Origin of the sequence: Cedecea sp. FDAARGOS_727 (assembly GCF_012273235.1) — a bacterium.
In the GTDB taxonomy this organism is placed as follows: Bacteria; Pseudomonadota; Gammaproteobacteria; order Enterobacterales; family Enterobacteriaceae; genus Cedecea; species Cedecea davisae.
The window spans coordinates 2,388,902-2,401,302 of the sequence record NZ_CP050966.1 but is presented as its reverse complement, the minus strand read 5'-3'; the positions used below and the strand labels follow the sequence as shown (position 1 = coordinate 2,401,302).

General features: G+C 57.1%; 8 protein-coding genes. 5 read left to right on the top strand and 3 right to left on the bottom strand.

Features of this window, described 5'->3' with window-relative positions:
- Positions 1 to 25: 25 nt before the first annotated feature.
- Positions 26 to 1,666, bottom strand: coding sequence for a dihydroxyacetone kinase subunit DhaK (locus tag FOC35_RS11485; protein WP_172568938.1), 1,641 nt, complete (start codon positions 1,664 to 1,666; stop codon positions 26 to 28).
- 139 nt (positions 1,667 to 1,805) lie between these two features.
- On the opposite strand from FOC35_RS11485, the gene FOC35_RS11480 reads away from it, so the two are divergent.
- Positions 1,806 to 3,308, top strand: coding sequence for a helicase HerA-like C-terminal domain-containing protein (locus FOC35_RS11480; protein ID WP_172568937.1), 1,503 nt, complete (start codon positions 1,806 to 1,808; stop codon positions 3,306 to 3,308).
- Between the two features lie 268 nt (positions 3,309 to 3,576).
- The gene (locus tag FOC35_RS11475) at positions 3,577 to 4,806 is read left to right on the top strand and encodes an amino acid permease (RefSeq protein ID WP_172568936.1); all 1,230 of its coding nucleotides are present in this window, start codon (positions 3,577 to 3,579) and stop codon (positions 4,804 to 4,806) included.
- 100 nt (positions 4,807 to 4,906) lie between these two features.
- On the opposite strand, the gene lptG is transcribed toward FOC35_RS11475, so the two are convergent.
- Positions 4,907 to 5,986, bottom strand: a complete 1,080-nt coding sequence (gene lptG / locus FOC35_RS11470) for an LPS export ABC transporter permease LptG (RefSeq protein ID WP_016538313.1) — start codon at positions 5,984 to 5,986, stop codon at positions 4,907 to 4,909.
- Positions 5,987 to 7,087 (bottom strand): LPS export ABC transporter permease LptF, encoded by a 1,101-nt coding sequence (lptF, locus tag FOC35_RS11465; protein WP_172568935.1) that lies wholly within the window; start codon positions 7,085 to 7,087, stop codon positions 5,987 to 5,989.
- Positions 7,088 to 7,361: 274 nt separating this feature from the next.
- Between lptF and pepA the strand changes: the two genes are divergently transcribed.
- The 3 genes from pepA to FOC35_RS11450 all read left to right on the top strand — a co-directional run bounded on the left by pepA (position 7,362) and on the right by FOC35_RS11450 (position 12,330).
- Entirely contained in the window at positions 7,362 to 8,873 is a 1,512-nt protein-coding gene (pepA, locus tag FOC35_RS11460) for a leucyl aminopeptidase (RefSeq protein ID WP_016538315.1), read from the top strand.
- Positions 8,874 to 9,009: 136 nt separating this feature from the next.
- Positions 9,010 to 9,468 carry a DNA polymerase III subunit chi gene (locus tag FOC35_RS11455; RefSeq protein ID WP_172568934.1) on the top strand — a complete coding sequence of 153 codons (459 nt, stop codon included), beginning with the start codon at positions 9,010 to 9,012 and terminating at the stop codon, positions 9,466 to 9,468.
- A 6-nt stretch (positions 9,469 to 9,474) separates the two neighbouring features.
- On the top strand, positions 9,475 to 12,330 hold the full coding sequence (locus tag FOC35_RS11450; protein ID WP_016538317.1) for a valine--tRNA ligase: 2,856 nt from the start codon (positions 9,475 to 9,477) through the stop codon (positions 12,328 to 12,330).
- Positions 12,331 to 12,401 lie beyond the last annotated feature (71 nt).

The following is a 12,401-nucleotide window of genomic DNA, read 5'->3' as shown; positions in this document are numbered from 1 at the left end:
AAGGCTCCCGAGGGAGCCTTTTCAGTTATTTAACCAGGTCGGCAAATACCGCCGCCACGGCGACGGCTCCGGGGTCTTTCACCCCTTCCAGGTTGCCGCTGTTCACGTAGGATGAGCGTCCGGCGTTGGCTTTTTGCATCTTCGCCGTGTCGTCCGCGCCCTTCTCTGCTGCCTTCGCAGCGTCCTTCAGATCTTTGTCCCTCAGGGCTTCCAGCGCCGGTTGCAGGGCGTCTATCAGCGTTCTGTCGCCAAGGTCCGCGCCCCCGTAGCGTTTCATCTGCTCCAGGCCAAACAGCAGCGACTCGGCCAGCGGTTTTTTCTCACCCACTTTTTGCCCGGCAGCGGTAAAGAATATCGACATCAGCACGCCGCTGGAGCCCCCCATTACGGTTGCCAGCCGCTCGCCCACCAGGCCCAGCAGCGCGGCGGCGTCGTTAAGCGGCAGTTTGCCTTTTTCGTTCAGGTTCGCGATGTCGCGCGCGCCTTCGGCAAAGGTCGAGCCGGTATCGCCGTCGCCCACTTTGGCGTCCAGGGCGTTGAGGTGGTTTTCCTGGTCGATAAGCGTTCTGGTTACGCTCGCCACCAGAGCTTTGACTTCATCATTGGCAGAAGCTTTTACTTCGCTACCTTCGCGAATGGCGCTCTGCTTCTGCTCCGGCATCTTGTGGTATTTCACCATCGGCTGCCAGCCGGCGGTTTCAACGTCGGACTCCAGCGCTTTAATAAATTCCGGGTTCAGCTTAATGGCGGAAAGCGAGAAACCTTTCATATCCAGGGCGCTGACCAGCGGCGCAGGGCCAATCAGGTATTTAATTTGTGGGCCAAGGTCGGAGTGCATAAGCTCTTTGGTCAGGAGCGCCATCTCGAGGGAAGAAACGCCGCCGAGGTTGTTGATCAGCACCGCAAGGTCGCTCTCCTGGCCGGTGGCTTTGCGCAGGTGCTTAGCCAGAGTGGCAATCACCTGTTTGCTGTTCTGCGTCTCCACGGTGCTGGCGCCCGGTTCCCCATGAATGCCCAGCCCAAGTTCGACGTGGCCGCCTTTAATGCGCCCTTCTTCTTCGTCGCTGCCCGGCAGGTTACAGGTCTGCATCGCCACGCCCATGCTGGCAAGGCTGTCGCAGGCTTGTTGGGCTATATCGCGCACGTCGCTCAGCGCTTTGCCCTGCTCGGCGGCAAAGCCCGCAATTTTGTGGACCAAAGCCGTTCCGGCAATGCCGCGCGGCTGCTTGTTGTCCGGCAGCGAGATGTCGTCCCCGACGATGACCATCTCCACCTTCAGGCCGTGTTTTTTGGCTTTCTCTGCGGCCAGGCCAAAGTTGAGCCTGTCTCCGGTGTAGTTTTTCACAATCAGCAGGCAGCCGCGGTCGCCGGTTACGCCCACAATCGCGTTCAGTACCGCGTCCACGCTCGGCGAGGCGAACAGGTCCCCGCACACTGCGGCGGTCAGCATTCCACGGCCAACAAAGCCAACGTGGGCAGGTTCATGGCCGGAGCCGCCGCCGGAGATAATCGCCACTTTGCTTTTATCCCAGTCGTTACGCGCCACTACGCGGATAGCCGGGTCAATGTCCAGCCGGGTCAGGTTGCGGTAGCGGGAACTGATAATCACGCCTTCGATGGCGTCGTTGACCAGCTGTTTGCGGTCGTCATAAAAGAATCTGGACATATCACTCCCTGTATTTTTTAAGAGGTTTGCATAGCATAGTCCTTTGCCGGGCCGGTGAGGTAAACATGAGAAGATCCCGATGCTCTATTCGTGCGGAAGGCTATGCTTTAAGCAGAAATGTTGCCCCAGGGAAAAGCTCATGACTGAACCACTGTTGATTGCCAGAACCAAAGAAACAGAACTGCACATCCTGCCGAATATGGCCAACCGCCACGGGCTGATAACCGGCGCGACGGGCACCGGCAAAACCGTCACCTTACAGAAGCTTGCCGAGTCGTTCTCAGAGATAGGCGTGCCGGTGTTTATGGCCGACGTGAAGGGCGATTTAACCGGCGTAGCTAAAGAAGGCGCAGAGTCAGAAAAGCTGCTCGCAAGGCTTGCCAATATAGGCGTTACCGACTGGTCGCCGCACGGCAACCCGGTAGTGCTGTGGGACATTTTCGGGGAAAAAGGCCACCCGGTGCGCGCCACAATCTGCGACCTTGGCCCGCTGCTGCTGGCGCGCCTGCTTGATCTCAACGAGGTACAAAGCGGCGTGCTGCAAATCATCTTCCGCGTTGCGGACGACCAGGGTCTGCCGCTGCTGGACTTTAAAGATCTGCGGGCGCTCACCCAGTACGTGGGCGACAACGCAAAAACCTTCCAGACGCAGTACGGTAATATCAACAGCGCGTCCGTCGGGGCTATTCAGCGCGGGCTGCTGTCGCTTGAGCAGCAGGGTGCGGAGTATTTCTTCGGCGAGCCGATGCTGGAGATTAAAGACTGGATGCGCACCGACGAAAACGGCAAAGGCGTTATCAATATTCTCTCAGCGGAAAAGCTCTACCAGATGCCGAAGCTCTACGCCGCCAGCCTGCTGTGGATGCTGTCGGAGCTTTACGAGCAACTGCCGGAAGCGGGCGACCTGGATAAACCAAAACTGGTGTTCTTCTTCGACGAAGCGCACCTGCTGTTTAACGATGCCCCGCAGGTGCTGCTGGATAAAATCGAGCAAGTGATCCGCCTGATCCGCTCCAAAGGCGTGGGCGTATACTTCGTGACGCAAAACCCGGCAGACATTCCCGACATGGTGCTCGGCCAGCTCGGCAACCGCGTTCAGCACGCGCTGCGAGCCTTCACGCCAAAAGACCAGAAGGCGGTGAAAGCGGCGGCGCAGACTATGCGAGCCAACCCGGCGTTCGACACGGAAAAAGCGATTCAGGAGCTGGGCACCGGCGAGGCGCTGATTTCGTTTCTGGATGCAAAAGGCAGCCCGACGGTGGTTGAGCGGGCCATGGTTATCGCCCCGTGCTCGCGAATGGGGCCGGTCACCGACGACGAGCGCAACGGCCTGCTAAACCACTCCCCGCTCTACGGCAAATACGATGAAGTGATAGACCGGGATTCCGCCTACGAAATGCTGCTGAGAGGCGTGCAGGCCGCCGGAGACAAGCAAGGTGCGCCTCCGGTGCAGGGCCAGCCCGCAGAGGCGGACGGCGGCGTTTTTGGCGGGCTGAAAGATATTCTGTTCGGCACTACCGGCCCGCGCGGCGGTAAGCACGACGGCGTGGTACAGACCATGGCGAAGAGCGCGGCGCGGCAGGTGACTAACCAGATTATTCGCGGAGTGCTCGGGAGTATTATGGGCGGCCGCAAACGGTAGAGTTCGCAATTTCCCCCTCATCCTGACCCTCTCCCTCAAGGGAGAGGGGATTTTCTCTTTCTACCCAATCCATTGAGCAGCCTCAATCTTGCTCCCCCTATCCCTTCCAGGGTGGAGCAGCTCCAGCTTTACTTCCCCCTCTCCCTTCCGGGGAGAGGGCCGGGGTGAGGGTAATAAACCCTGCAATAACAGCCACATGCCTCAAAGGGGCAATTTTGTGCTAGATTACGCCCGTTTTTGGAAATCAGTCAGAAGAAATAATTAGATAATGCGTAAATTCTGGACAAAAGAAGAAACTTTGTGGAGTTTCGCCTTATATGGTACTGCCGTTGGCGCAGGCACCCTTTTCCTCCCCATTCAGCTCGGCTCCGCCGGGGCAATTGTTCTCCTGCTCACCGCGCTAATTGCCTACCCGCTGACCTATTGGCCGCACCGGGCGCTATGCCAGTTTATCCTGTCGGCTAAAACCTCGGGCAGCGGAGGCATTACCAGCGCCGTCACCCATTATTACGGCAAAACCATCGGCAACCTGATAACCGGGCTGTATTTCCTGGCGTTCTTTGTCGTTATCCTGATTTATGCGGTGGCGATAACCAACTCCCTTACGGAGCAGCTGGCCAAGCATATGGCGATTACCACCGGCACAAGGGTGATGGTCAGTCTTGGCGTGGTCGCCGCGCTGAACCTTATCTTCCTGATGGGCCGCCAAATCACCATCAAGGTGATGGGCTTCCTGGTGTTCCCGCTGATCGCCTACTTCCTGTTTCTCTCGGTTTATCTCTCCGGCAGCTGGCATATGTCATTGCTCACCGAAGGGCTGACCCTCGACCGGCACGCGCTGGGTGAGATCTGGATGTCGATTCCGGTCATGGTGTTCGCCTTCAGCCATACGCCAATTATCTCCACCTTTGCCGTCGCCCAGCGTGAAAGCCACGGCGAAGGCGCGATGCATAACAGCAAGAAGATCATGCGCGTGGCCTATTTTGTGATTTGCGCCAGCGTGCTGTTCTTTGTCTTCAGCTGCTTCCTGTCTATTCCTGCCCAGGAAATTGCCGCTGCCAAAGCTCAGGGCGTAACGATTTTATCCGCGCTGTCGATGGTGCCGGGCACGCCTGCGTGGCTGGGTATTTCGGGCTTTGTGGTCGCCGTGGTAGCGATGTCCAAGTCTTTCCTTGGCACCTATTTTGGGGTTATTGAGGGTGCGGCTGCGATTGTTAAGTCAACGCTGGGGGCTGCGGGGGTAAGCAAAAGCCGGGCTTTCTGCCGGGCGCTTTCTATCGCGCTGATTTCTACCGTGACCTTCGTGGTGTGCTACATCAATCCGAACGCGCTGGCGATGATTTACGCCATCAGCGGGCCGCTTATCGCCCTGATCCTGTTTATTATGCCTACCCTTTCAACTTATCTGGTTCCCGCGCTCAAGCCGTGGCGTTCGCTGGCTAATCTGCTGACGCTGATTGTTGGGGTGCTGTGCGTATCGGTGATGTTTATTCACTGATTCCCCTCTCATTAAAGAGGCCGGGGGAAAAGAAAGAACAGGTATTATCAGGAAGATCCCCTCTCCCTTTTAGGGAGAGGGTTAGAGTGAGGGTAAAAACTTAGCCCGAGCGCTTCATCAACATCCACAGGCTTATCAGCAGGAACGACACGCTAGGCAGCAATGCACCGATAATAGGCGGGATGTTGTACACCAGGCTCAGCGGGCCAAACACCTGATCCAGCACGTAGAAAATAAATCCGAAGCTAATCCCCGTCACCACCCTCACGCCCATCGGCACGCTACGCAGCGGGCCAAAGATGAACGAAAGCGCCATCAGCATCATCACCGCCACCGATACGGGGGCAAAAATCTTGCTCCACATATTCAACTGGTAACGCCTTGAATCCTGGCCGCTGGTCTTCAGATATTTCATGTAATCATACAGGCCGCTTATCGACAACGAGTCCGGGTCGAGCGCCACTACGCCAAGCTTGTCCGGCGTCAGGTTGGTCTTCCACTCGCCGCTCACGGTTTGCGAGCCGGTGATTTGTTTCGGGTCGGTCAGGTTTGATTCTTCAACCTGCGACAGCCGCCAGACTTTATGTTCGGCGTCGTACTTCGCGGCCGCAGCATTGCGCACGGAAAGCAGGCGGCGCTCGCCGTTGAAGTGGTAAATCATGATCCCCGCAATTTCTGTATCGCTGTTCACATGGTCGATATACACGAAGTCATGGCCGTCTTTCGCCCAAATCGCATTCGTGGTGGAGAGCAACGAACCGCCAAGCAGCATCTGTGCGCGGTAATTACGCGCCATCTGCTCGCCCTGAGGCGCAACCCATTCACCAATCGCCATGGTCAACAACACCAGCGGGATAGCGGTTTTCATCACCGAAGAGGCGATTTGCATGCGGGTAAAACCCGAAGCCTGCATCACCACCAGTTCGCTGCGCTGAGCCAGCATCCCCAGGCCCAGCAGCGCGCCAAGCAGCGCCGCCATCGGGAAGAAGATTTGAATATCTTTCGGCACGCTGAGCAGGGTGTACATCCCCGCGCCAGCCGCAGAATAAGAGCCCTGCCCGGTTTTCTTTAACTGGTCAACGAACTTAATAATCCCCGAGAGCGACACCAGCATAAACAGCGTCATCAGGATGGTGTTTAAGATGGTTTTACCGATATAACGGTCAAGTACGCCAAACATTTAAGCCGCTCCTTTGTTGCTAAAGCGGGCGCGCAGTTTACGCATCGCTACCGTATCCCAGAGGTTCAGCACGACGGCCAGCGCCAGGTAAACCACATTAACCGTCCAGAGCCAAATCATCGGATCAAGCTTCTCTTTTGCCCCACTGGAGCGCAGCGAGCTTTGCAGCAGGAAGAACACCAGGTAAAGCAGCATCGCCGGCAGCATAGACAACACGCGGCCCTGGCGCGGGTTCACCACGCTGAGCGGCACTACCATCAGCGCCATAATAAAGACCGACATGATAAGCGTCAGGCGCCAGTGCAGTTCCGCGCGGGCAGCGGGCTCCGGGCTCTTCCACAGATCCAGAGTGCTCATCTGGCTGGTGTCAGACGGGTCAAGCATCACCGCCTGGTGGCCCACCACGGCCTGGTAATCTTTAAAATCGGTAATACGGAAATCGCGCAGCGCCGAAGTGCCTTCGAAGCGGGTCCCGCTGTTTAATTTAACTATCTGCGTGCCGTCCGGGCGCTGGAAGATTTGGCCGGAGTCAGCCACCACAACCGAAGGACGAGTGCCCCCTTTCGGGCGGGTCTGAGCCAGGAAGACGTCTTTGAACTCTTTGCCCTGGACGCTTTCGATAAACAGCACCGCGCCGCCGTTGGTCGCCGTCTGGAACTGGCCTTGTGCCAGCGCCGCCATGCCGGGATTAGCTCTGGCTTCGGCCAGCACTTCATCCTGGTGGCGTGCCGACCACGGGCTGAGCCACGCCACGTTGACCGTGGCCACAATGCCGGTAAAGAGTGCGAGAACCATCGCTGCTTTTACCAGTACTGCTTTACTCAGACCACAGGCATGCATTACCGTGATTTCGCTCTCGGTATACAAACGCCCAAGCGTCATGAGCAGGCCGAGGAACAGGCTTAGGGGAAGAATTAGCTGCGCCATCTCAGGCACGCCTAATCCAAGCAGAGAAAGTACGAGGTTTGTCGGAATTTCGCCGTCAGCCGCGGCGCCCAGGATCCTGACCAGCTTCTGAGCAAAGAAAATCAGCAGCAGGATAAAAAGGATCGCCAGTTGGCTCTTCAGCGTCTCCCGAACCAGATATCTTATGATAATCACATTAAATACGCCTGTGGAAACGAGTCTTTTTGCAGGAAAATCGCTTGTTTCATCGCTTATACGTCATTTATTCTCTTTAGTCGTCGAAAACATCGCTAAGATTAGATAGCCTGGCGAAGTCGCCTGACAGGGCGATGTTTAGACCTAATAGAAAACGTAAATCCATTCGTTAAGATTAACACGAAGTCATCGCAACAGCGGAGATGAGTTACGAAAGCTTGCAATTCTAGCCTGTAGCCCCCGCCGTTGTCTTTAAGATTCAGGAGCGTAGTGCATGGAGTTCAGTGTAAAAAGCGGTAGCCCCGAGAAACAGCGTAGTGCCTGCATCGTTGTGGGAGTCTTTGAACCGCGTCGCCTGTCCCCGATCGCAGAACAACTCGATAAAATCAGCGATGGCTACATCAGCGCGCTTCTTCGTCGTGGTGAGCTGGAAGGCAAACCGGGGCAAACCTTGTTGCTTCATCACGTACCTAACGTGCTGTCTGAACGTATTCTGCTGATTGGCTGCGGCAAAGAGCGCGAGCTCGACGAGCGCCAGTACAAGCAGGTGATTCAGAAAACAATCAACACGCTTAACGATACCGGTTCGATGGAAGCCGTCTGCTTCCTGACCGAACTGCACGTTAAAGGCCGCAACACTTACTGGAAAGTACGCCAGGCGGTAGAAACGGCTAAAGAGTCGCTGTACAGCTTCGACCAGCTGAAAACCAATAAAACCGAGCCACGCCGCCCGCTGCGTAAAATGGTGTTCAACGTGCCAACCCGCCGCGAACTGACCAGCGGCGAACGTGCGATTCAGCACGGCCTGGCTATTGCTTCCGGCATTAAGGCAGCGAAAGATCTCGGCAACATGCCGCCAAACATCTGTAACGCCGGTTACCTCGCCTCCCAGGCGCGCCAGCTGGCGGACTCGTTCAGCAAAAACGTGGTGACCCGCGTGATTGGTGAACAGCAGATGAAAGAGCTGGGCATGCACTCTTACCTCGCGGTAGGGGCCGGTTCTCAGAACGAATCGCTGATGTCGGTTATCGAATATAAAGGCAATGCTTCTGAAGACGCTCGTCCGATTGTGCTGGTGGGTAAAGGCCTGACCTTCGACTCCGGCGGTATCTCCATCAAGCCTGCCGAAGGCATGGACGAGATGAAGTACGACATGTGCGGCGCGGCTTCGGTCTACGGCGTGATGCGTATGGTTGCCGAACTGAACCTGCCGATTAACGTGATTGGCGTGCTGGCGGGCTGTGAAAACATGCCTGGCGGCCGCGCTTATCGCCCGGGCGACGTACTGACCACCATGTCCGGCCAGACCGTTGAGGTGTTAAACACCGACGCCGAAGGCCGCCTGGTCCTGTGTGACGTACTGACCTACGTTGAGCGCTTCGAACCAGAAGTAGTCATCGACGTGGCCACGCTGACCGGCGCGTGTGTGATTGCTCTCGGCCACCATATCACCGGCCTGATGTCCAACCACAACCCGCTGGCTCACGAGCTGATTAGCGCTTCCGAGCAGGCTGGTGACCGCGCGTGGCGTCTGCCAATTGGCGACGAGTACCAGGATCAGCTGGACTCTAACTTCGCAGACATGGCAAACATCGGTGGCCGCCCTGGCGGCGCGATTACCGCGGCTTGCTTCTTGTCCCGCTTTACCCGCAAGTACAACTGGGCGCACCTGGACATCGCCGGTACCGCATGGCGTTCCGGCAAGGCAAAAGGCGCAACTGGCCGCCCTGTCGCCCTGCTGTCTCAGTTCCTGCTGAACCGTTCCGGGTTTAACGGCGAAGAATAATTTGTAAGACTTACCCTCACCCCGGCCCTCTCCCTGGAAGGGAGAGGGCATAAAGCAGTTTTGTTTGATCCCCTCGCCCCTCCGGGGAGAGGGTTAGGGTGAGGGGCAACAACATTCAACTTAAAAAGCTGGTCTCATGAAAAACGCGACGTTTTACCTGCTGGACAACGACACGCACGCCGAAGGGCTGAGCGCCGTTGAACAGCTGGTGTGCGAGCTGGCTGCAGATGGATTTCGGGCCGGTAAACGGGTGCTGATTGCCTGTGAGGACGAGCAACAGGCGATTCGCCTCGATGAAGCGCTCTGGCAGCGCGATGCGCATGCCTTCGTGCCGCATAACCTTGCCGGTGAAGGCCCGCGCTACGGCGCGCCGGTTGAACTGGCATGGCCCCAGCGCCGCGGCAGCGCCCCGAGGGATATTCTGATTAGCCTGCTGCCGCAGTTGGCAGATTTTGCCACCGCTTTCCTGGAAGTGATAGACTTCGTACCTTACGAAGACACTCAGAAACAACTGGCCCGTGAACGCTATAAAGCGTATCGCGTTGCTGGTTTCCACTTGACTACGGCGACTTACACCCCGCCGGGAACGACATAGCAGACAATGGAAAAGACATATAACCCGCAAGATATCGAACAGCCGCTTTACGAGCACTGGGAACAGCAGGGCTACTTCAAACCGAATGGCGACACCAGCCAGGAAAGCTTCTGCATCATGATCCCACCGCCGAACGTCACCGGCAGTTTGCATATGGGTCACGCCTTCCAGCAAACCATCATGGACACCATGATCCGTTACCAGCGCATGCAGGGCAAAAATACCCTGTGGCAGGCGGGCACCGACCACGCCGGTATCGCGACCCAGATGGTTGTTGAACGTAAAATTGCCGCCGAAGAGGGGAAAACCCGCCACGATTACGGCCGCGATGCGTTCATCGAAAAAATCTGGCAGTGGAAGGCGGAGTCCGGCGGCACCATTACCCGTCAGATGCGTCGTCTCGGTAACTCCGTAGACTGGGAGCGTGAGCGCTTCACCATGGACGAAGGTCTGTCCAACGCGGTGAAAGAAGTATTCGTTCGCCTGTACAAAGAAGACCTGATCTACCGCGGCAAACGCCTGGTAAACTGGGACCCGAAACTGCGCACCGCAATTTCCGACCTGGAAGTTGAAAACCGCGAGTCCAAAGGGTCCATGTGGCACCTGCGCTACCCGCTGGCCGACGGCGCAAAAACCGCCGACGGTAAAGATTACCTGGTTGTCGCCACCACCCGCCCGGAAACCGTACTCGGTGACACCGGCGTGGCAGTTAACCCCGAAGATCCGCGCTACAAAGACCTGATTGGCAAATTCATCGTCCTGCCGCTGGTTAACCGCCGCATCCCAATCGTTGGTGACGAACACGCCGACATGGAAAAAGGCACCGGCTGCGTGAAGATTACGCCTGCGCACGACTTCAACGACTACGAAGTTGGCCGCCGCCACCAGTTACCAATGATCAACGTTCTGACCTTCGACGGCGATATCCGCGAAGCGGCAGAAGTGTTTGATACCAACGGCGAAGAGTCCGACGTTTACGCGTCCGACATCCCGGCAGAATTCCAGAAGCTGGAACGTTTTGCCGCGCGTAAAGCCGTGGTGGCTAAGTTCGACGAACTGGGTCTGCTGGACGAAATCAAACCTCACGACCTGACCGTACCTTACGGCGACCGTGGCGGCGTGGTTATCGAACCTATGCTGACCGACCAGTGGTACGTGCGCACCGCTCCGCTGGCAAAAGTAGCTGTAGAAGCCGTTGAGCAGGGCGACATTCAGTTCGTGCCTAAGCAGTACGAAAACATGTACTTCTCCTGGATGCGCGACATTCAGGACTGGTGTATCTCCCGCCAGCTGTGGTGGGGCCACCGTATCCCGGCCTGGTACGACGCAGAAGGCAACGTTTACGTTGGCCGTAACGAAGCGGAAGTTCGCGCCGAGAACAACCTGGGCGACGACGTAGCACTGAACCAGGACGAAGACGTGCTGGACACCTGGTTCTCCTCCGGACTGTGGACCTTCTCCACCCTGGGCTGGCCGGAAAACACCGAAGCGCTGCGCACCTTCCACCCGACAAGCGTGATGGTCAGCGGCTTCGACATTATCTTCTTCTGGATTGCCCGCATGATCATGCTGACCATGCACTTCATCAAAGATGAAGACGGCAAACCGCAGGTTCCGTTTAAGACCGTCTACATGACCGGCCTTATCCGCGACGACGAAGGCCAGAAGATGTCCAAGTCCAAGGGCAACGTTATCGACCCGCTGGACATGGTTGACGGCATTTCGCTGGAAGACCTGCTGGAAAAACGTACCGGCAACATGATGCAGCCGCAGCTGGCGGAGAAAATCCGCAAGCGCACCGAGAAGCAATTCCCGAACGGCATCGAGCCGCACGGCACCGACGCCCTACGCTTTACCCTGGCGGCGCTGGCCTCTACCGGCCGCGACATCAACTGGGATATGAAGCGCCTGGAAGGCTATCGTAACTTCTGTAACAAGCTCTGGAACGCCAGCCGCTTTGTGCTGATGAACACCGAAGAGCAGGACTGCGGCTTCAACGGCGGCGAGCTGGTGCTCTCCCTGGCGGACCGGTGGATCCTGGCCGAGTTCAATCGCACCGTTAAAGCGTACCGCGAAGCGCTGGACAGCTACCGCTTCGATATCGCCGCTAACATCCTGTATGAGTTCACCTGGAACCAGTTCTGCGACTGGTATCTGGAGCTGACCAAGCCGGTCATGAACGGCGGCACTGAAGCCGAGCTGCGCGGCACCCGCAATACGCTGGTGAACGTGCTGGAAGGCCTGCTGCGTCTCGCGCACCCGATCATTCCATTCATCACGGAAACCATCTGGCAGCGCGTGAAAGTGCTGAAAGGCATCACCGCCGATACCATCATGCTGCAAGAGTTCCCGGCTTATGATGCTTCTCAGGTTGATGAAGCGGCATTTGCTGATACCGAATGGCTGAAGGATGTCATCACCGCCGTGCGTAACATTCGTGCCGAAATGAACATCGCGCCGAGTAAACGCCTGGAAGTGCTGCTGCGCGGCTGCAACGACGAAGCGATTCGTCGCGTAACCGACAACCGCACCTTCCTGCAGAACCTGGCTCGCCTGGAAAGCATCACTATTCTGCCTGTTGACGATAAAGGCCCGGTTTCCGTGACCAAAATTATCGACGGCGCAGAACTGCTGATCCCGATGGCAGGCCTGGTAGACAAAGCCGCTGAGATTGAGCGTCTGGCTAAAGAAGTGGCCAAAATCGAAATCGAAATTGGCAAAATCGAAGGCAAGCTCTCTAACGAAGGCTTTGTGGCCCGCGCCCCGGCTGACGTAGTAGCCAAAGAGCGCGAGCGTCTCGAAGGTTTTGCAGACGCCAAAGCCAAGCTGATTGAACAGCAGGCCGTTATCGCCGCGCTGTAATCGTTAAGCTGCTCTATCCGCCCCGCATCTCCGTGCGGGGCGTTTTTTTTGCGCAACTTGCACCCTCCTTC